Origin of the sequence: Streptomyces sp. NPDC102437 (assembly GCF_044765565.1) — a bacterium.
GTDB lineage: Bacteria > Actinomycetota > Actinomycetes > Streptomycetales > Streptomycetaceae > Streptomyces.
Map to the genome: position 1 here is coordinate 1 of NZ_JBIWKI010000006.1, position 20640 is coordinate 20640.

A 20640-nucleotide genomic window follows, 5' to 3' on the forward strand; every position below is an offset into this window, starting at 1 on the left:
CGGCCCCGGACGGCCCCCAGCCGGCCGACCTCGTTACCCACGCCGCCGCCACCGCCGCCACCGCGCGCGCCCGCTCCCGAACCGCGCCCCGCTCCATCCCCTGCACCCCAGCCGCAGCCCGCCCCCGCCGTCCCGGCCCCCACCGCGCGCACCACACCACCACCCCCGCTCCCCCAACCGCAGGAGCTCACACCGGAACTTCAGCGCGTGGCCACCGCGCTCCTCGCCGACCTGCGCCGCCAGGCGCCTCAACTCGTCCTCTCCGAGCACGACATCCACACCCTCGCACCCGGCGTCGCCACCTGGCTCGAACGCGACGCCCACCCCGACACCATCCGCCACGCCCTCACCACCGACCTCCCGAACCCTCTGAAACACCCCGCCAAGCTCCTGCGCCACCGGATCACCACGCTCCTGCCACCACCGCTGCCGGGAGCCCAGGACGTCGTCGCGCTCGCACGCCCCGGCGTCATCGTCATCCCGCTCCAGAACTGCGACAGCTGCGACCGCGCCTTCCGCTCCCGCCACCCCGGCCACTGCCGTGGCTGCCGGTCGGATCTCCACACAGCCGCCTGACGGAAACGTCACTCGACCCGAACGGACCTCCATGGTCAGCTCACCCCACGAAGCGATGCACCGCATCTTCCAGGAGTACCCCGGCCTCTTCTCCCGCGTCTCCGAAGTGCTCGGAATCGACATCCCACCACCCACCTCGGCCACCGCTCTGCCCACCGACCTCACCGAAGCCCGCCCCGTCGAACGCCGGGTGGACACCCTCCTGCGCATCGAAACAAAGCACGACGGGCCCTTCCTCCTCGCCATCGAAGCCCAGGGCAAGAAGGACCCGCGCAAGACCGCCAGCTGGCCGTACTACGTCAGCTATCTCCACAACAGGTATGCCCTGCCCGTCCTCTTACTGGTCGTCTGCCAGGACCACACCACCGCCGAATGGGCCGCACGCCCCATCTCCATCGGCGTCCGTCAATGGCAGACCCTCGCCCTGAACCCCCTCGTCGCGGGCCCGCACAACATGCCCGTCATCACCGACGTGGCCGAAGCCCGCAAAGACCTCGCCCTCGCCACCCTGGCCGCCATCACACACGCCGACAATCCGGACGTCGGTGCCATACTGAAAACCCTGTCCGCCGCACTGCGGGACACACCGGAAACCATCGCCGACCCCATCGTCGAACTCACCGCACAGGGCCTGGGCAACCGCCCGGCCGCACAACAGTGGAGGAACCTGGTGGCCGTGGATCTCTCTTTCTACAAGTCCCCCCTCTCGGAAGAAATCCGGGACGAAGGCCGGGCACAAGGCCGGGTGCAAGGCCGGGTGCAAGGCCACGCCGAGGACATCCTGCTCGTACTGGGACAGCGCAACATCACCGTGCCCGACAAGGTTCGCGACCGGATCACCGATTGCGGCGACCCCGAGACTCTGCGCCAGTGGCTCATGCGAGCCGTCACTGCCGGCTCTGCCGAGGAGATCTTCGCCGAGGAGTAGCCGCATCCTGGTAGCTGCACCCCGCCCGTCTGCAGACCCCAAGCCCGTTCACCAGCTCCCCACGTCCGGGGCCGGGGCAGGACGCGGTACGTCCGTGACGGAACTCCGCACAGCCGCCGAGCGGAACGTCCGCATCGATCTACTCCTGGAAGAATCAACCGCGGCAGCACGTGCCTTCGGTCCGCTCGGGGAACAAGTCCGGATCTGGCACCGTGCAGGCGGCACCGACCACACGAGTCTTCACGCCAAGGTCATCGCCGCAGACCGCCATACCGCGCTGTTGGGCAGCGCGAACCTTACGAGTCGAGGCCTCAGCCGCAACGTCGAGATCGGTGTCATCCTGTGCGACTCACGGGCGGTCGGCAGGCTGGTCGCTGGCTGACCGGCCCCGAGGGGCTTCTCCGCAGATCCTGAGCCTGTCCAGTCAGTACCCCGACTCAGCCCGGCCTTCGCTCTCTGACAAAATCCGGCCATGCCTGCACGCACCACCGCCTCCTGGACCCTGCGCCCCGCCCTGCCCGAGGACATCGAGGCCCTGGCCGAACTCAGGGCCGTGGTGATGCGCCCCGACCTGGAGCGGCTCGGGCGTTACGACGAGCACCGCGTACGGCAGCGGCTGCGGGACGGGTACGTACCGCAGCACACCTCGGTCGTGGTCGTGGATGGCGAGCTCGCCGGCTCCGTCACCCTGCGCCCGGTCGACGGCGGGCTGCGGCTGGAGAACTTCTACCTCTCCCCCGCGCTCCACGGGCGCGGCACAGGCACCGCGGTGCTCCGCTCGCTGCTCGCGCGGGCCGACAAGGCGGGCGCGACCGTGCGGCTGGACGTGCTCCAGGGCAGCGCCGCCCGCGCGCTCTACGAGCGGCACGGGTTCACCGAGGAGCACCGGGACTCGATCGATGTGTTCATGGTGCGTACACCCGTACGTTGAATCGTCCGGGTCACATCATCGGATATCCAGGCAACCCGCCTACGTGAATCTCCGTCTATCCCCCCGCAGTAGCGGCTCGCTCGCCACCCGCCGCGACCTGCATGGACTCGGTACGCAGCACAGGGCAGCCCGGCCGCCCGCTGCGGGGGAAGTGGACGGAGCACGGTGTGACGGATCGATCCGCCTCGCGCGTATCGCGCCTGGGAATGCCGCGGCGCACCCTGCTGGCGGCGGCCGGTGCGACCGGTCTGGCGGGCCTCACCGCCTGCACGGCGCCCTCGCCGCCCCGCCGCCGCGATCCGGCCGCGGACCCGATGCCCGGACTGCCGATAAGCACCTCGCACCCGGCGCTGATGATGCAGGTCCTCGCCCACCCGGACGACGACCTGTACTTCATGAACCCGGACACCCGGCAGGCGCTCGACGCCGGGACCCCGATGGTCTGCGTGTACCTGACGGCCGGCGAGGCCACCGGCATAAACCGCATCCCGGGCCACCCGCTGCCCGTGCCCGACAAGCCCGCGTACTCCTCCGCCCGGCACCAGGGGCTCCGCCAGGCGTACGCGACCCTGCTCGGCCTCGGCCGGTTCACCCCGTGGCAGAAGTCCGTCATCGAGCTGCACGGCGGCCACCGCGCCGAGATCGACACCCTCGTCCACCGCGGCCGCAAGGTCGAGCTGATCTTCGTCAACACCGCCATGCACACCACGTACGGGCGTCTCGGACTCCCCAGCCTCTGGCAGGACCGGCGGCTGGTCCTGCCGACCGTCGTCGCCGAGGGCTCACCGCTCAGGAAGGTGGGTTCGTACACCTACGACGGGCTGATCGACGTCCTGGCCGGACTCTTCGAGCGGTACCGGCCGAGCGTGCTGCACACCATGGACCCCGACCCCGACATCCAGCACAGCAGCGAGACCGTCCGCCGCCAAGACAGCGAGCAGCCGGGCTACTCCGACCACCCCGACCACACCGCCACCGCGCTGTTCACCTGGGCGTCGCTGATCCGGTGGGTGGCACGGACCACCCGGGGCGGCGGTGAGGTGCCGAGCTTCGCCGTCACGGCGTTCCGCGGCTACTACAACCGGCACTGGCCGAAGAACCTGCCGCCCGCCGTGCTGGCCGAGAAGGCCTCGCATTTGGTCCCGTACGGCGGCTCGGCCGACTGGCGGTGCGGCAACCCGGCAGGCTGCGGGGACTACAACGTGGGCGGCAACCGGCCGCTGACCAACCGGAAGGGCTGGGTGCGCTCCACCCACTACCGCTACCCCGGCCCCCGGCCCGCCGTGGCCGCCGAGCCGGACGGCCGGCTCGTCACGTACGCGGTGCTGGGCCTGCGGGCGGTACGGCGGCGCGAGAGCGCACCGGGCAGCGGGGTGTGGGACGCGCCGGACGACCTCGGCGGCGGCCCGCTCGCACCGGTGCTGGGCAGCGCGACGCTGCCGGACGGGCGCCATCTGCTCTTCGGGCTGCGGTTCTCGGCGCTCGGCGGGCACGGCGCGGACAACGAGCGCGAGATCGTCGCGCTGGAGCAGCGCTCCCCCGGCGGCGCCTTCCGCGCCTGGCAGGGGCTGGGGAACCCGGAGCGCGGCCACGACGACGGGCGCCGGATCGGAGTCCCGGTCGCGGTCGCCGCCCCCGACGGGCGGGTGCACCTCTTCGTCCGGAACGCGGAGAAGGGCCTCAGCACCCGGGTACGGGACACGGCCGGCCGGTGGAGCGGGTGGGCGGACATGGGCGGCGGCGAGATCCAGGACGGGCTGAGTGCTGTGGTGGACGCCGAGGGGTGTGTCCATGTCTTCGCGGCCGGCCGGTTCGCGGTGCACCACTGGACGCAGGACGCGCCCGGCGAGGCGGTGACAGCGCGCACCCAGATCACCGGGGTGCCGGTGCCCGGCGACGGACCGGCCGCACTGCCGGGGACGGACGGCAGCATCGAGCTGTTCTACCGCGCGACGGCGAAGGCCGCGTTGACGACCGTACGGACCGGCGAGACGGCCGACGAGACCGGCATCGACGGCTACGGCCGCCGGATCCCGGACCGGGCGGGCTTCGACGGATACGGGCCGGTGGCCGCCACCGGGTCGTCGGCCGCCCCGGTGCTGCTCGGCCGCACCGCCGAGGGCCTCGTCCAGCTCCATACCCCCGAAGGACTCTTCGTACGACGGCGCGGGCCGGTGGCGCTGGACGGTCCGGCCCTGCACGTCGACCGGGACGGACGGCCGGTGGTGGTGGCCGTGGGGCCCGACGCCCTGCCCTGGATCTGGCGCCCCTGAGCGATGTCCCCCTGAACCCGAAGCATGAAGAAGGGCCCCGGTCCACCGCTTGCGCGGCGGGCCGGGGCCCTTCTCGGTGCTCTGTGCGGAGCAACCAGGTCAGACAGTCAGGTAATTACTTGACGATCTTGGTGACCTGGCCGGCGCCCACGGTCCGGCCACCCTCACGGATGGCGAACTTCAGGCCCTCCTCCATGGCGACGGGCTGGATCAGCGCGACGCTCATGACGGTGTTGTCGCCCGGCATGACCATCTCGGTGCCCTCGGGGAGGGTCACGACGCCGGTCACGTCCGTGGTACGGAAGTAGAACTGCGGGCGGTAGTTGTTGAAGAACGGGGTGTGACGGCCACCCTCGTCCTTCGACAGGATGTAGGCCTGGGCCTCGAACTCGGTGTGCGGCGTGACCGAACCGGGCTTGATGATGACCTGGCCGCGCTCGACGTCCTCGCGCTTGATGCCACGGAGGAGCAGACCGACGTTCTCACCGGCCTGGCCCTCGTCGAGCAGCTTGCGGAACATCTCGATGCCGGTGACCGTGGTGGTGGTCTTCTCGGTCTTGATACCGACGATGTCGACGGTCTCGTTGACCTTGAGGACACCACGCTCGATACGACCGGTGACGACGGTGCCACGACCGGTGATCGTGAAGACGTCCTCGATCGGCATCAGGAACGGCTTGTCGACGTCACGCTCGGGCTGCGGGATGTTCTCGTCGACGGCCTTCATCAGGTCGAGGACGGTCTGGCCCCACTCCTTGTCGCCCTCGAGCGCCTTGAGCGCCGAGACCTTGACGACCGGCAGGTCGTCGCCCGGGAACTCGTACTCGGAGAGGAGCTCACGGACCTCGAGCTCGACGAGCTCCAGGATCTCCTCGTCGTCCACCATGTCGGCCTTGTTCAGGGCGACGACGATGTACGGAACGCCGACCTGGCGGGCCAGGAGCACGTGCTCCTTGGTCTGCGGCATCGGGCCGTCGGTGGCGGCGACCACGAGGATGGCGCCGTCCATCTGCGCGGCACCCGTGATCATGTTCTTGATGTAGTCCGCGTGACCCGGGCAGTCGACGTGCGCGTAGTGACGCGACTCCGTCTGGTACTCGACGTGCGCGATCGAGATCGTGATACCGCGCTGGCGCTCCTCGGGAGCCTTGTCGATCTGGTCGAAGGCCGAGGCCTCGTTCAGGTCCGGGTACGCGTCGTGCAGCACCTTGGTAATGGCGGCCGTGAGGGTCGTCTTACCGTGGTCAATGTGACCGATGGTGCCGATGTTGACGTGCGGCTTAGTCCGCTCGAACTTCGCCTTCGCCACTGGGTCCTCCTGTGGAGTGGTTCTGTACGCCTTGCTTCATCGGCGCCAGGTGATCTTTGCTGGGATGCCGGGGCCGGGGGCATTCAACACATTGCTTTCGCTCTGCGAGGAATGCCCCACCAGGCTCCGGTGACAAGCCTAAAGCGTGAGCTCGGGAGAGTTACTCGCCCTTGGCCTTCGCGATGATCTCCTCGGCGACGTTCCGCGGAACCTCGGCGTAGGAGTCGAACTGCATCGAGTAGCTTGCGCGACCCGAGGTCTTGCTACGGAGGTCTCCGACGTAGCCGAACATCTCCGAGAGGGGCACGAGGCCCTTCACGACGCGAGCGCCGCTGCGCTCCTCCATGGCCTGGATCTGGCCACGGCGGGAGTTGATGTCACCGATGACATCGCCCATGTAGTCCTCGGGCGTGGTCACCTCGATGGCCATCATCGGCTCGAGGAGCACGGGGGACGCCTTGCGGGCACCCTCCTTGAACGCCTGCGAACCGGCGATCTTGAACGCCAGCTCGGAGGAGTCGACCTCGTGGTAGCCACCGTCGAGAAGGATGACGCGGACGCCGACCATCTCGTAACCGGCCAGGATGCCGAACTGCATGGCTTCCTGAGCACCCGCGTCCACCGAGGGGATGTACTCACGGGGGATGCGGCCACCGGTGACCTTGTTGACGAACTCGTACGAGGTCTCGCCACCCTCGATGGGCTCGATCGCGATCTGCACCTTGGCGAACTGACCGGTACCACCGGTCTGCTTCTTGTGGGTGTAGTCGATGCGCTCGACGGCCTTGCGGATCGTCTCGCGGTACGCGACCTGGGGCTTGCCGACGTTCGCCTCGACGCGGAACTCGCGCTTCATGCGGTCGACGAGCACCTCGAGGTGAAGCTCGCCCATACCACCGATGATGGTCTGGCCGGTCTCCTCGTCGGAGTGCACCTGGAAGGACGGGTCCTCCTCGGAGAGGCGCTGGATGGCGACACCCAGCTTCTCCTGGTCACCCTTGGACTTGGGCTCGATGGCGACCTGAATGACCGGCGCCGGGAAGTCCATGGACTCCAGGATGACCGGGTTCTTGTCGTCACACAGCGTCTCACCGGTGGTGGTCTGCTTCAGGCCCATGACGGCGATGATGTCGCCGGCGCCCACCGACTCGATCTCCTCACGCTTGTTCGCGTGCATGCGGTAGATCTTGCCGATGCGCTCCTTCTTGCCCTTGACGGAGTTCAGCACCGAGGTGCCGGACTCCAGGCGGCCCGAGTAGACCCGGACGAAGGTGAGCTTGCCGAGGTGCGGGTCGCTCATGATCTTGAACGCGAGGGCCGCGAGCGGCTCGTCGTCGGACGGCTTGCGCTTGACGACCTCCTCCGGGTCCTTGACGCCGTGGCCCTCGATGGCCTCGACGTCCAGGGGGGAGGGGAGGTAGCGCACGACGGCGTCGAGCAGGGGCTGGACGCCCTTGTTCTTGAACGCGGTGCCGCAGAACACGGGGGTGACGGTCGTCTCGCCGCCCTTGCCCGAGTTGATGGTGATGCGACGGATGCCCTCGTAGAGCTGCTCCACGGAAGGCTCTTCGCCCTCCAGGTAGAGCTCCATGAGCGCCTCGTCGTTCTCCGCGGAGGCCTCGAGGAGCTTGCCGCGGTACTCCTCGGCCTTCTCCACGAGGTTCGCGGGGATGTCGACGATGTCGTACGCCTCGCCCTTGGTCGCCTCGACGGGGTAGACGAACGCCTTCATCGTCACGAGGTCGACGACACCCGTGAAGTCGGCCTCGGCACCGATCGGGAGCTGCATGACGATCGGGGTCGCGCCGAGGCGGTCCGTGATCATCTGGACGCAGCGGAAGAAGTCGGCACCGGTGCGGTCGAGCTTGTTGACGAAGCAGATACGCGGCACGCCGTAGCGGTCCGCCTGACGCCAGACGGTCTCGGACTGCGGCTCGACGCCGGCGACACCGTCGAACACGGTGACGGCGCCGTCGAGGACGCGGAGCGAACGCTCCACCTCGACGGTGAAGTCGACGTGACCCGGGGTGTCGATGATGTTGATGGTGTGGTCAACATCATTGAGCGGCCAGTGGCAGGTCGTCGCGGCGGACGTGATCGTGATGCCGCGCTCCTGCTCCTGCTCCATCCAGTCCATCGTGGCAGCGCCGTCGTGGACTTCACCGATCTTGTACGAAACGCCGGTGTAGAAGAGGATCCGCTCAGTGGTGGTCGTCTTGCCCGCGTCGATGTGGGCCATGATCCCGATGTTGCGGACCTTGGCCAGGTCAAGCGAAGTGGTGGCCATAAGGCTCAATCTTCTCTCGGTCTCGATGTGGGTAGCGACTACCAGCGGTAGTGCGCGAAGGCCTTGTTGGACTCGGCCATCTTGTGGGTGTCCTCACGCTTCTTGACGGCAGCGCCAAGACCGTTGGAGGCGTCGAGCAGCTCGTTCATGAGGCGCTCGGTCATGGTCTTCTCGCGGCGGGCGCGGGAGTAGCCCACGAGCCAGCGCAGCGCGAGGGTGGAGGCGCGACCGGGCTTGACCTCGATCGGCACCTGGTAGGTGGCGCCACCGACACGGCGGGACTTGACCTCGAGCGAGGGCTTGACGTTCTCAAGCGCGCGCTTCAGCGTGATGACCGGGTCGTTGCCGGTCTTCTCGCGGAGGCCCTCCATGGCGCCGTACACGATCCGCTCGGCGGTGGAGCGCTTGCCGTCCAGCAGGATCTTGTTGATCAGCGAGGTGACAAGAGGAGAGTTGTAGACCGGGTCGATGATGACCGGGCGCTTCGGGGCGGGGCCCTTACGAGGCATTCTTACTTCTCCTTCTTGGCGCCGTAGCGGCTGCGGGCCTGCTTGCGGTTCTTGACACCCTGGGTGTCGAGCGAGCCGCGGATGATCTTGTAACGAACACCCGGCAGGTCCTTCACACGGCCACCACGCACGAGCACGATGGAGTGCTCCTGCAGGTTGTGTCCCTCACCCGGGATGTAGGCCGTGACCTCGATACCGGAGGTCAGACGCACACGCGCGACCTTACGGAGGGCCGAGTTCGGCTTCTTCGGGGTGGTCGTGAACACACGCGTGCAGACGCCGCGGCGCTGGGGCGAACCCTCGAGCGCGGGCGTCTTGTTCTTCTCGACCTTGTCCTGCCGGCCCTTCCGGACCAGCTGCTGGATCGTAGGCACTACTTCTCCGGTTTCTGTGTGCCGTTCGTGAAACTAACCTGGAACGTCACCGACCCACGCGGTCGGGTGTGTCGAATACTGCAAGCTCCTGCCGCAAGGCAGAAGGAGCGCAGATTGCGGTGGCCACTGACGGACTCGCCATGCGGTTGAGGACACGCACACGAGCCCAGGCACACCCCAGGCACAAGGTCTGAGCGTACCTACCTCACCGACTCCGGTCAAAACAAATGCTGTCCGCGGCGACGCGCCGGACTTCCGCAGCTCACGGCCAGCGGAATTGAGACAGCCGTCCCCACACGCGCGGCAGGAAAGCAACCTTGTCGGTCCGGTACTACGCGTTCTCAGTACATTGAACCGCGCGGTGGACGATCTGGGGGCGGGATGGCGGCGTACGTACCCGATGGCGACGGGCTCGACGACCGGGTGCCCTTCCTGGCCCGCCTGGAACGCGAGGACCGGGTGTCCCTGCTCGGGCTGGGCCGCGAGCTGGGTTTCGCCTCCCGGGCCCCTCTGCTCAGGCAGGACGAGCCGTCCGCGTACGTCCTGCTGATCGTCAACGGCTGGACGAAGGTCACCACATCCGCGCCGAACGGTTACGAGGCTCTGCATGCGCTGCGCGGCCCCGGCGACATCGTGGGCGAATCGGCCGCACTGACCGGCCGGCCACGCTCGGCGACGGTGACCGCGCTCTCCCCCGTGCAGGCCGTGGTCGTGGCGCACGAGAAGTTCCGCGCGTTCGTGGCAGGCTCCGCCAGGGTCTCGCTCACACTCCTGGCGTTGACCGCCGACCGTACGCGGGCTGCGGACCGGCGCAGCCTGGAGTTCGCGGCGATGACGGTGCGGGAGCGCTTCGCCGTTCTGCTGCTGGATCTGGCACGCACCCACGGCTGCCGCACGGACGAAGGCATCGAACTCGACATACCGCTCAGCAAACAGGAACTGGCCGGGGCGGTCGGTGCCTCCAGGGAAATGGTCCAGCGGCTGCTGAAGGACCTGCGTGAGCGGGGCATCGTGCTGACGGGGCGGCGGGCGATGGTGATCGTGCGGCCGGACGCGCTCCGCCGGATCGCACGGGCGCATGACTCCGCCCGACCTGTCGTCCGCCACGAAGCCCCGTTCTCTCCGTAGAAAGGCTCCGTGCGCTCTGCGGAGGGAACGCGGTCGCAGATGGCTCTGTGCACACGGTCACACTCGAAGTGAGTCATCCGCCCTCACCACCACAGTCCCATCAGCCTCACGCTCGTGCCTTCGGCCCACGGAGACCCGAGCGAGAGGCACCCCATGAACGATCCCGTGAACAGCACGATCCTGCTGCTCGACATCGAGAAGTACAGCGAGCGGGACGATGTCGAGCAGGCGTATCTGCGCCGTATGCTCTACGACCTCACCGACCGGGCACTGCTCGCCGCCGGGATCGACGAGACCCGGCGCAGGCGGGCGGACCGCGGCGACTCCGTGATGGAGTTGATCGACGCCAACTGCTCGGTGATCGCCCTGCTGCGGGCGCTGCTGACCGAGGTGCCGGCCCAGTTGCGCAGCCAGAACCGGCGTGCCTCCGCCTCGGCTCAGATGCGGCTTCGTGGAGTGGTCGCTTCGGGATACGTCGCCGTGGACGGGCTCGACGGATGGGTCGGCAGCGATCTGAACCACGCGTGCAGGCTGCTGGACGCGGAGTTGCTGAGGGCGGCGCTGCGGGAACGCCCGGACGACTTCGCTCTGTGCGTGTCCGATCCGGTCTACCGGGGCGTCGTGCGGCACAGCCACACCGGCGTACCGGCCGAGGAGTTCCGCTCCCTCACGGTGGACAGCAAGAACGGTCCGCTCGCCGCGTGGCTGCACGGTCCGCTTCCGAGTGAGCGTCCGCACCCCGCGAGCGGGAAGGCTGACGCTCCCTCGGCCTCCGGCATCGCCCCGGCCACGCCGCAGCAACCGGTCCGGGCCTTCGACTTCGGCGGTGCCACGGTCAACGGAGGTGTCTTCGGCGGGACCAACGACGGCATCGGCGGCGGCACCTTCTCCGGGGACATCCACCTCGGCGGCGGAGGCCGGGGGGAGAGCCGTTGAACGCCGGGGAACAGCCGCACGGCTCCCAGTCCCCTGCGGGCGGAGACCTGTCCTCCGAGGCGCCGGACGGCCGCCAGGCCGACGGTGAGGCGGCCGAGGAGACCGACCAGCCGCAGCCCGCCTGGGCGGCCCGGCGGGACCTGGAGAACCACACCCCGCGGACCATGGGATTCGGGGACGGCGCCCAGGTCGGCGGGGGCGTCTTCGGCGGGACCAACCACGGCATCGGCGGCGGCACCTTCTACGGGGACGTCCTGCTCGACAGGACCGAGATCATCTACCAGTTCGGCGCGTCCTCCTCGCTCCACGCCTCGGGCGAGATCTCGCAGTCCACCTTGGAGGAGCTGTCGGCCTGTTTCGTGCCCGCGTGCGCGGACTTCGAGGCGTTGGTCGACCGGCTGCGCGAGGAGCATGTCCTGGTGGTCTCGGGCCCGTACTTCGCGGGTCGGCGGACCGCCGCACTCATGCTGCTGCACCGGCTCGGCGCAGATCCGGTCCAGGCGATCGGCCGGGACACCACCCCGGGGCAGCTCACGGCCGGTCTCGGTGGCGGCGAGACGCGCGACGGCCGGACCACCGGCCATGTCCTGTGCGATCTGATCACCGAGCCGGGCCGGCCACTGCGGGAGGCGGATCTGCTGGCCGCCCGCAAGGAGCTGGGCGAGGACGCCTGTCTGGTGATCACCGTGGGGCCGACGGCCCTGCTGGAGGACGTACCGGTGGTGAGCTGGCAGGCTCCCCCGCCGGGTGATGTCCTCGCCGCGCACCTGGGGGTGCTGGTGAGCGAGGACCGCGTGTCGGAGCTGCTGGCACTGCCCGCCGTGACCGCGTTCCTCGAACGCAACCATCAGCCGCGCGAGGCCGCCGAGTTCGCCCGGCTCCTGGCGAGGTACGAGACCGGGGAGGCCGATGCCGCGAAGCTCGGGGCCTTCTCCCTGGCCGCGTTGGAGAACCAGGTCCAGGAGTGGTTCGAGGACGACGGGACGGTACTGCACCTGCGGGACAAGGCGTTCCTCGTCGCCCTGGCCGCCTTCGACGAGGGCCCGTACGCCCTGACAGCGGAGCTGAGCGATCTGCTCTACGTCTTCCTCCACGAAATCGAGAGCGGGATGCGGTCCGCCACCGTCCCGGTCTTCGGCACGCATATCGGCAAGCGGCTCCAGCTCGCCCGTGCCCGGCGGTTCGAGGCCGAGGAGCCCACCGAGTGGGGTCCGGTCCGACAGGTGAAGGCCGCCTACCTGGACGAGCGGGCCCCACTCGTGCTGCTGCGCGAGATATGGACCGGACACCCCTCGGCACGGCCCGCGCTCGTGCACTGGCTGCAACAGCTGGCCGGGGACGGACGGCCGTTCGTGCGGACCCGCGCAGCCTCCACCGTCGCCGTGCTCGCCCATACCGATCTGCCGTCCGCCATGGCGCTGGTCATCGAGCCGTGGGCCTCCTCGCACCTCTACCGGCACCGCCTCGTCGCCGTCAACGCGCTCACGCTCACCCACGTGCTGGGCACTCCCAACGTGCCGCGCATCCTCGACGCCTGGTGCGAGAGCGACCAGTCGCCGCTGCGCTGGGTGGCCATCCGCGCCCATGGACTGATCGGGCCGGAACGTCCCTTCGAGACCCTGGCGGCGCTTCGCGCGGCAGCCCGGCACCAGGCAGGACAGCCGGAGCCCGACGCGGATCTCTCGGGGCAACTGGCCGAGTCCGTGGAACTGTTGCTGCTGTCATCAGCGGGCGACGACGTGCTCGCGGGGCTGCTCAAGACGCTGCACGACGACCGTCCGGCGACCGAACTCGCACTCGGTGGCTTCATCAGTGCCTGCCGTCGGAGCGAGCAGGACGAACGCCACGGACAGCCGCGGGTTCTGTCCTGGTACGCACGGGCGTCAAAGGCGCGGACACCGGCCGCCACCGCCATCGTCGAACTGTGGCGCACCGCTCTGGGGAGCCGAGGCCACACCCGGGACGCCCTGGACGTACTGCGCCGCTGGGTGCTGTCGGCGGACCACGACCCCGGCACGGAATGGGCGCTCGCCGCCCTGCTGCCCTCGCTCGCCACCACGTCGTCGGAGCACCAGCGGCTCAGCCATCTCCTGCGGACGATGCCCGGCGAGGACGGCACCGATCCCCCGCCCGTAGCAGGCCGGCTACTGGCCGTCCTGTCTCACCCCTGACCTGCGATCCCCCACACAGCAACAGGAGAGTGCCCATGCCCGAATTCCGCCGAGCTCCCGACTGGGACCAACGGGCCGACCGCGCGACGCGGTTGACCGACCCGGTGGTCACGGTCCGGCAGCTGTCCCGGTTCGGATTCGCCCGCCGCCCGCTCACCCGCATCGACCACGCCCTGGTCTTCTCGGCCCCGGACGGCTCGTACGACACCTACCTCCCGCCGGTCCGCCCCACCCGGGCCGGAGCGGCCGCGAAGCGATACACCTCGGTGTACGAGGTCGACATGGGTGTCCATCCCGTGCGCGAGGTGATCGGCCTGCCGAGCGACGACGACGTCTTCGAGTTCACAGTGGTCGTCGAGCTGTCGTGGCAGGTCGTCGATCCCGCGCTGTTCGTGGCGAGCCGGCACCGTGACGTACCACGGCTGCTGATCGGCGAACTGGAGCAGTCGGCCCGGTCCGTCACCCGCCGCTACCCCGCCTCCCGGAGCGCGGAGGCCGAGGAGGCGCTGCTGAGGGAAGTACGCGCACAGGGCGCACTCGGCACCCGGGCGGGACTCGCGGTGACCTGGACCGTACGGCTGCGCGGGGATCAGGGGGTCATCGACCATGTGCGGCGTATGAGGGCCATCGACCATGCGGCCACCGAGCAGGTCCACACCGAGCGGCGCGGCCGGGAGCACGATGCCGCGATCGACCGGCGCGTCAGGGAGCAGGACGCGCTGCAGTGGGGCCGTGCGACCGAATTCGAGGAGCTTCAGCACGAGCTGAGGCTGCAACAGCAGAAGCGGCAGCACACGGAGGCGGTCGACCGGGCCCGCCGCCAGATGGAGCTGCAGCAGGTGAACGCGGAGAAGATCTCCTTCTACGAAAAGCACTTGGAACAGGGCGGGGTCCGCGCCTGGGCGCTGCACCTGGCCGACCACCCCGAGGACACCAAGACCGTGGTGGCCAGCCTGCGTCAGGACCAACTGCACATGATCAAGGCGCAGATGGAGCTGGCGGGCGAGCTGCTGAAGGGCGACAGCGCGGAGAACCACGAGCTGGAGGCGCCGAAGAAGAAGGCCCTCCAGGCATTGATCGACGTACTGAACCAGCACCTTCCCGGGGTCACCGCGCAGAGCACGGCTGAAGGCCGGCTGACCGTGTCGATGCCGCAGAACGCGCCGAGAGCGGTGCCGGAAGCGGTCATCCGGGGCACGTCCCGGCCGGGCTTCGATCCGACCGACGGCGAGCGGGGACACCGGCCCGGCCGGGCACCCGTCCACGGGGCAAATCCGGAGGCGGCCGCTCCGTCGGTTCCCTTCCAGGGCTGGCAGCCGCCGCCTGGCGATGGCAGCGCACCTCTGAGACCGGCGGGCGCCGTCACGCCGTCGGCCGGTGCGAACGACGTGTGCGCGGACACGACGGAGGAGGCCATCGAAACGGCCGACCGGGACGGGACGACCGACAGGGCCGAGGCCGCGAATCCGCCGAGCACATCGGACACGCCCGGGGCCACGGACGTGGCAGGAGCGCCGGGCCACGAGGACCACGTCACATGACCGACGGATCACAGGTCCGGAACACCGATGCCGGGACGAGGCTCCTCCTCGATCTGCGGTCCGAGATCGCACGGGCCGACGGCAAGGCATCCGTACTGGTCGCCGCGCTCGGCATGACCGCAGGCGTGCTCAGCGGCTGGCTGGCGGGCAGCGAGTGGCGGCCGAGCGCGCTCTCCGCCCCCGGCACGGCCCTGTGGTGGACAGGCATCGGCGGGCTGGCGACCGCGCTGCTCTCCATGCTGATGGCCGTACTCCCGCGCTACCGCGGCAGTACCTGGGTTCCCGGGGACCCGCTCACCTACTTCGGGGACATCCGGCGCGCCGCCCGGCAGAACCGATTACCGGAAGCGCTCGACGCCACCGAGAGCGCCCGGACCGCGGCACTCGTCACGGCCCTGGCCGAAACCAGCCGGATCGCCGTCTGCAAACACCAGTGGATACGTGCGGGGCTGCTCGCCTACTCCATCGGCACCTTCCTGCTCCCCGCCTCGCTGCTCCTCGGCTGACACTCCTCCTGCCAAAGGATGATCATGACCCAACCGCCGGCTCAGCCCCAGGACCCGGGCGACGGGCCCGTGCCGCCCTCGGGCCCACACCTGAACGCCGCAGCACCGCACCCACCTGATGACTTGATCTACGAGCACGGACCGGGCCGACGTGTGTACTACACGGCGCACCAGCGGCGTGTCGACATCACCACACTCGGACAACTGGCGCTGGCCCTGCCCGCCTTCCTGACGAGCGCGCTCGTGGTGCTGCTCGTGAGCACGATCCTGGACAGCTGCCTCGGCCTGCCGTTCTGGATACCGGCCGTGCTCTGGCTCGCGTCCGGCGCCCTGGTCTTCCACCGGCCCACGGAGGATCTCCTCGCCCGCTACCTGCTCGGGCTCCGCCGCCCGATACCCCAGGAGGCCGCCCGGCTGGAGCCGGTCTGGCGGGAGGTGACAGCCATCGCCGGGATCGACGGAGCACCGTATCAGCTCTGGGTCGAGGAGAGCGACGACCTCAACGCGTACGCCGCCGCGGGCCACATCGTGGGGGTCACCCGGTTCGCACTGGAGCAGCTGCCGAGCGGCCAGCTGGCCGCCGTACTCGCCCATGAACTGGGTCACCACACCGGCGGTCATGCGTGGTCGTCGCTGCTGAGCCAGTGGTACGGGCTGCCGGGCCGGGCTCTCTGGCGCGCCCTGCGCACGATGGCCCGCTCCGTCGTCACGCCTGCCCGGTGTGCCGTCTACCTGGCCGCCGGCGTCCTGCTCCTCGCGATCGGCGGGCTCGCCTCCACCGCGGCCGCCGTCCTGTACGGGTTTCCGTTGCTTCTGGTGCTCCCGTATCTGTCGGCAGCGGTGGGACGCCGTGCCGAACTGCGGGCCGACCGCCACGCCGCCGCACTCGGATTCGCACCGGAACTGGCCGAGGTGCTGGAGAGGATGCACACGGGCGGGACCCGGGCGCGGCAGATGACGCTCGCCTCCGCGGAAGAGCGGGCAAAGCGCGATTCGACACCTGCCCGGCTGCTCTCCGCCCACCCCGATTACCCGACCCGGCTGCACCATCTGCGGCACTACCTGTAGCCGCGCCCCACACACCGCAAAACGCCGGAGGGCGGCCACCCCGTACGAAACGGGGTGACCGCCCTCCGGTCGGTCAAGCGACTCGCTTACTGGTTGTACGGACCGTAGTCGTAGTCCTCCAGCGGAACGGCCTGGCCGGAGCCCGTGCCGAACGGCGAGTAGTCGATGTCGTCGTAGCCGACGGCCGAGTACATCGCGGCCTTGGCCTCCTCGGTCGGCTCGACCCGGATGTTGCGGTAGCGGGACAGACCCGTACCGGCCGGGATGAGCTTACCGATGATGACGTTCTCCTTGAGGCCGATGAGGCTGTCGGACTTGGCGTTGATCGCCGCATCCGTCAGGACTCGGGTCGTCTCCTGGAAGGAGGCGGCCGACAGCCAGGATTCCGTCGCCAGCGAGGCCTTGGTGATACCCATCAGCTGCGGACGGCCGGAGGCGGGGTGACCGCCCTCGGTGACCACACGACGGTTCTCGGTCTCGAACTTCGAGCGCTCGACGAGCTCGCCCGGCAGCAGCTCCGCGTCGCCGGACTCGATGATCGTCACGCGGCGCAGCATCTGCCGGATGATGATCTCGATGTGCTTGTCGTGGATCGACACGCCCTGCGAGTTGTAGACCTTCTGGACCTCGCCGACCAGGTGGACCTGGACCGCACGCTGGCCGAGGATGCGCAGCACGTCGTGCGGGTTGGTGGCACCCACGGTGAGCTTCTGGCCCACCTCGACGTGGTCGCCCTCGCCGACGAGCAGACGGGCGCGCTTCGAGATCGGGAAGGGGATCTCGTCGCTGCCGTCGTCCGGCGTGACCACGATCTTCTTGGTCTTCTCGGTCTCCTCGATCCGGACCCGGCCCGCGGACTCCGAGATCGGGGCGACACCCTTGGGCGTACGGGCTTCGAAGAGCTCGACGACACGGGGCAGACCCTGGGTGATGTCGTCACCGGCCACACCACCGGTGTGGAAGGTACGCATCGTCAGCTGGGTACCGGGCTCACCGATGGACTGGGCGGCGATGATGCCGACCGCCTCACCGATGTCGACCAGCTTGCCGGTGGCGAGCGAGCGTCCGTAGCAGAAGGCACAGGTGCCGACCGCGGACTCACAGGTCAGGACCGAACGGGTCTTGACCTCCTCGACGCCGGCGCCCACCAGGGCGTCGATCAGGACGTCACCGAGGTCGACGTTGGCAGGCGCGATGACCTTGCCGTCGACGACGACGTCCTCGGCGAGCATGCGGGCGTAGACCGAGGTCTCGACGTCCTCCGTCTTGCGGAGCACACCGTCCGCACCCTTGACGGCGATCTTCAGCTTGAGGCCGCGGTCGGTGCCACAGTCCTCCTCACGAATGATCACGTCCTGCGAGACGTCCACCAGACGACGGGTCAGGTAACCCGAGTCGGCGGTACGCAGGGCGGTGTCCGCCAGACCCTTACGGGCACCGTGCGTGGAGATGAAGTACTCCAGAACGGTGAGGCCCTCACGGAAGGACGCCTTGATGGGACGCGGGATCGTCTCGTTCTTGGCGTTGGACACCAGACCACGCATACCGGCGATCTGACGCATCTGCATCATGTTTCCTCGGGCACCCGAGTCAACCATCATGAAGATGGGGTTCGTCTTGGGGAAGTTCGCGTTCATCGCCTCGGCGACCTCGTTGGTCGCCTTGGTCCAGATCGCGATGAGTTCCTGCGTGCGCTCGTCCTTGGTGATCAGACCGCGCTCGTACTGCTTCTGGACCTTCTCGTCCTGCGCCTCGTAACCGGCGACGATCTCCTTCTTGGCCTCGGGGACCACGACGTCGGAGATGGCCACGGTGACACCGGAACGGGTCGCCCAGTGGAAGCCCGCCGCCTTCAGGTTGTCGAGCGTCGCCGCCACGATGACCTTGGGGTAGCGCTCGGCGAGGTCGTTGACGATCTCGGAGAGCTGCTTCTTGCCGACCGAGTAGTCGACGAACGGGTAGTCCTCGGGCAGCAGCTCGTTGAAGAGCGCGCGGCCCAGGGACGTACGCAGCCGGAACGTGTCGCCCTGCTGGTACTCCTGCTCGCCTTCCTCGGCGACCGGCGGCACCCAGCCGCGCGGCGGGATGGTGCCCACCGGGAAGCGGATGTCGACCTTCGCCTGGAGCGACAGCTCGCGGGCGTCGAAGGCCATGATCGCCTCGGCCGTGGAGCCGAAGGAACGGCCCTGGCCGATGACCTTGCGCTCCTCCTCGTCCGTGGTGAGGAAGAACAGGCCCAGCACCATGTCCTGGGTCGGCATGGTGACGGGACGGCCGTCGGCCGGCTTCAGGATGTTGTTCGAGGACAGCATCAGGATGCGGGCCTCGGCCTGCGCCTCCGCGGAGAGCGGCAGGTGGACGGCCATCTGGTCACCGTCGAAGTCCGCGTTGAACGCGGTGCAGACGAGCGGGTGGATCTGGATGGCCTTGCCCTCGACCAGCTGCGGCTCGAAGGCCTGGATGCCGAGGCGGTGCAGCGTCGGCGCACGGTTCAGGAGAACCGGGTGCTCGGCGATGACCTCTTCCAGGACGTCGTACACGACCGTGCGGCCGCGCTCGACCATGCGCTTGGCCGACTTGATGTTCTGCGCGTGGTTCAGGTCGACCAGGCGCTTCATCACGAACGGCTTGAAGAGCTCCAGCGCCATGGCCTTCGGCAGACCGCACTGGTGCAGCTTGAGCTGCGGGCCGACGACGATCACGGAACGCGCGGAGTAGTCCACACGCTTACCGAGAAGGTTCTGACGGAATCGACCCTGCTTGCCCTTCAGCATGTCGCTGAGGGACTTGAGCGGGCGGTTGCCGGGACCGGTGACCGGGCGACCACGACGACCGTTGTCGAAGAGGGCGTCCACGGCCTCCTGGAGCATGCGCTTCTCGTTGTTCACGATGATCTCGGGGGCACCGAGGTCGAGAAGGCGCTTCAGGCGGTTGTTGCGGTTGATCACGCGGCGGTACAGGTCGTTCAGGTCGGAGGTCGCGAAGCGGCCACCGTCCAGCTGCACCATCGGACGCAGGTCCGGCGGGATGACCGGCACGCAGTCGAGCACCATGCCCTTGGGCTTGTTGCTGGTCTGCAGGAACGCGGAGACGACCTTGAGGCGCTTGAGCGCACGGGTCTTCTTCTGGCCCTTGCCGGTACGGATGATCTCGCGGAGGCGCTCGGCCTCCTCGTCGAGGTCGAACGACTCGAGGCGCTTCTGCAGGGCGGCGGCGCCCATGCAGCCGTCGAAGTACGTGCCGAAGCGGTCGCGCAGCTCGCGGTAGAGCAGCTCGTCGCCCTCCAGGTCCTGGACCTTGAGGTTCTTGAAGCGGCTCCACACCTCGTCGAGGCGGTCGATCTCGCGCTGCGCACGGTCGCGCAGCTGCTTCATCTCGCGCTCGGCACCTTCGCGCACCTTGCGGCGCACGTCGGCCTTGGCGCCCTCGGCCTCCAGCTCGGCCAGGTCGGTCTCGAGCTTCTTGGCGCGGGCTTCGAGGTCGGCGTCGCGGCGGTTCTCGATCTGCTGACGCTCGACGGAGACGTGCGCCTCCAGCGAGGGCAGGTCGCGCGTACGGCGCTCCTCGTCCACGAACGTGATCATGTACGCGGCGAAGTAGATGACCTTCTCGAGGTCCTTCGGCGCGAGGTCGAGGAGGTAGCCAAGGCGCGACGGGACGCCCTTGAAGTACCAGATGTGGGTGACGGGAGCGGCAAGCTCGATGTGGCCCATGCGCTCACGGCGCACCTTGGCGCGCGTGACCTCGACGCCACAGCGCTCACAGATGATGCCCTTGAAGCGGACACGCTTGTACTTGCCGCAGTAGCACTCCCAGTCCCGGGTCGGACCGAAGATCTTCTCGCAGAAGAGTCCGTCCTTTTCGGGCTTGAGCGTGCGGTAGTTGATGGTCTCCGGCTTCTTCACTTCGCCGTGGGACCAGGTCCGGATGTCGTCCGCGGTGGCAAGGCCGATCCGCAGCTCGTCGAAGAAGTTGACGTCGAGCACTTGTCGTCAATCCCTCTTTCGGGGGTTCGAGCCCCCTCGCGTCAGGCGAGAAATCGGGGCACTTCAGCAATGGTCTGAACGGGTCCGGGGAGAGCCGGCCGGATCACTGGGATCCGG

The 20640-nt window shown here is 68.8% G+C and carries 15 protein-coding genes and 1 pseudogene; 11 read left to right on the forward strand and 5 right to left on the reverse strand.

Annotated features, from left to right (window positions below):
- The 5 genes and pseudogenes from ACIRJP_RS09680 to ACIRJP_RS09700 all read left to right on the forward strand — a co-directional run.
- Positions 1 to 576 (forward strand): annotated as a pseudogene (locus ACIRJP_RS09680) (helix-turn-helix domain-containing protein); the annotation flags it as partial.
- Positions 577 to 607: 31 nt separating this feature from the next.
- Complete coding sequence (locus ACIRJP_RS09685) at positions 608 to 1504, forward strand: hypothetical protein (protein WP_404170485.1); 897 nt, start codon at positions 608 to 610, stop codon at positions 1502 to 1504.
- Between the two features lie 94 nt (positions 1505 to 1598).
- Positions 1599 to 1886 carry a phospholipase D-like domain-containing protein gene (locus ACIRJP_RS09690; protein ID WP_404170488.1) on the forward strand — a complete coding sequence of 96 codons (288 nt, stop codon included), beginning with the start codon at positions 1599 to 1601 and terminating at the stop codon, positions 1884 to 1886.
- A gap of 90 nt (positions 1887 to 1976) precedes the next feature.
- A complete protein-coding gene (locus tag ACIRJP_RS09695; protein WP_404170491.1) occupies positions 1977 to 2435 on the forward strand; it encodes a GNAT family N-acetyltransferase in 459 nt (152 codons plus the stop codon).
- A 206-nt stretch (positions 2436 to 2641) separates the two neighbouring features.
- The gene (locus tag ACIRJP_RS09700; protein WP_404171124.1) at positions 2642 to 4708 is read left to right on the forward strand and encodes a PIG-L family deacetylase; all 2067 of its coding nucleotides are present in this window, start codon (positions 2642 to 2644) and stop codon (positions 4706 to 4708) included.
- A 115-nt stretch (positions 4709 to 4823) separates the two neighbouring features.
- Here ACIRJP_RS09700 and tuf read toward each other — a convergent pair whose 3' ends face one another.
- The 4 genes from tuf to rpsL all read right to left on the reverse strand — a co-directional run bounded on the left by tuf (position 4824) and on the right by rpsL (position 9187).
- Positions 4824 to 6017: an elongation factor Tu gene (gene tuf / locus ACIRJP_RS09705; RefSeq protein WP_093540766.1), complete on the reverse strand. Its 1194-nt coding sequence runs from the start codon at positions 6015 to 6017 to the stop codon at positions 4824 to 4826.
- Between the two features lie 160 nt (positions 6018 to 6177).
- Complete coding sequence (fusA, locus tag ACIRJP_RS09710) at positions 6178 to 8304, reverse strand: elongation factor G (protein ID WP_404170494.1); 2127 nt, start codon at positions 8302 to 8304, stop codon at positions 6178 to 6180.
- 38 nt (positions 8305 to 8342) lie between these two features.
- A complete protein-coding gene (rpsG, locus tag ACIRJP_RS09715; RefSeq protein WP_072485550.1) occupies positions 8343 to 8813 on the reverse strand; it encodes a 30S ribosomal protein S7 in 471 nt (156 codons plus the stop codon).
- Positions 8814 to 8815: 2 nt separating this feature from the next.
- Positions 8816 to 9187 (reverse strand): 30S ribosomal protein S12, encoded by a 372-nt coding sequence (rpsL, locus tag ACIRJP_RS09720; protein WP_003948652.1) that lies wholly within the window; start codon positions 9185 to 9187, stop codon positions 8816 to 8818.
- A 381-nt stretch (positions 9188 to 9568) separates the two neighbouring features.
- Between rpsL and ACIRJP_RS09725 the strand changes: the two genes are divergently transcribed.
- The 6 genes from ACIRJP_RS09725 to ACIRJP_RS09750 all read left to right on the forward strand — a co-directional run bounded on the left by ACIRJP_RS09725 (position 9569) and on the right by ACIRJP_RS09750 (position 16537).
- The gene (locus ACIRJP_RS09725) at positions 9569 to 10315 is read left to right on the forward strand and encodes a Crp/Fnr family transcriptional regulator (protein WP_404170498.1); all 747 of its coding nucleotides are present in this window, start codon (positions 9569 to 9571) and stop codon (positions 10313 to 10315) included.
- A 153-nt stretch (positions 10316 to 10468) separates the two neighbouring features.
- Entirely contained in the window at positions 10469 to 11251 is a 783-nt protein-coding gene (locus ACIRJP_RS09730) for a hypothetical protein (protein WP_404170501.1), read from the forward strand.
- Positions 11248 to 13422, forward strand: a complete 2175-nt coding sequence (locus ACIRJP_RS09735; protein ID WP_404170504.1) for a hypothetical protein — start codon at positions 11248 to 11250, stop codon at positions 13420 to 13422. The genes ACIRJP_RS09730 and ACIRJP_RS09735 overlap by 4 nt, the downstream gene beginning before the upstream one ends.
- A gap of 35 nt (positions 13423 to 13457) precedes the next feature.
- Positions 13458 to 14963 (forward strand): hypothetical protein, encoded by a 1506-nt coding sequence (locus ACIRJP_RS09740; protein WP_404170507.1) that lies wholly within the window; start codon positions 13458 to 13460, stop codon positions 14961 to 14963.
- Positions 14960 to 15469 (forward strand): Pycsar system effector family protein, encoded by a 510-nt coding sequence (locus tag ACIRJP_RS09745; protein ID WP_404170510.1) that lies wholly within the window; start codon positions 14960 to 14962, stop codon positions 15467 to 15469. The genes ACIRJP_RS09740 and ACIRJP_RS09745 overlap by 4 nt, the downstream gene beginning before the upstream one ends.
- Positions 15470 to 15493: 24 nt before the next feature.
- Complete coding sequence (locus ACIRJP_RS09750) at positions 15494 to 16537, forward strand: M48 family metalloprotease (protein WP_404170513.1); 1044 nt, start codon at positions 15494 to 15496, stop codon at positions 16535 to 16537.
- An 86-nt stretch (positions 16538 to 16623) separates the two neighbouring features.
- Here the strand turns inward: ACIRJP_RS09750 and ACIRJP_RS09755 are convergent, their stop codons facing one another.
- Positions 16624 to 20523, reverse strand: a complete 3900-nt coding sequence (locus ACIRJP_RS09755) for a DNA-directed RNA polymerase subunit beta' (protein ID WP_266730404.1) — start codon at positions 20521 to 20523, stop codon at positions 16624 to 16626.
- Positions 20524 to 20640 lie beyond the last annotated feature (117 nt).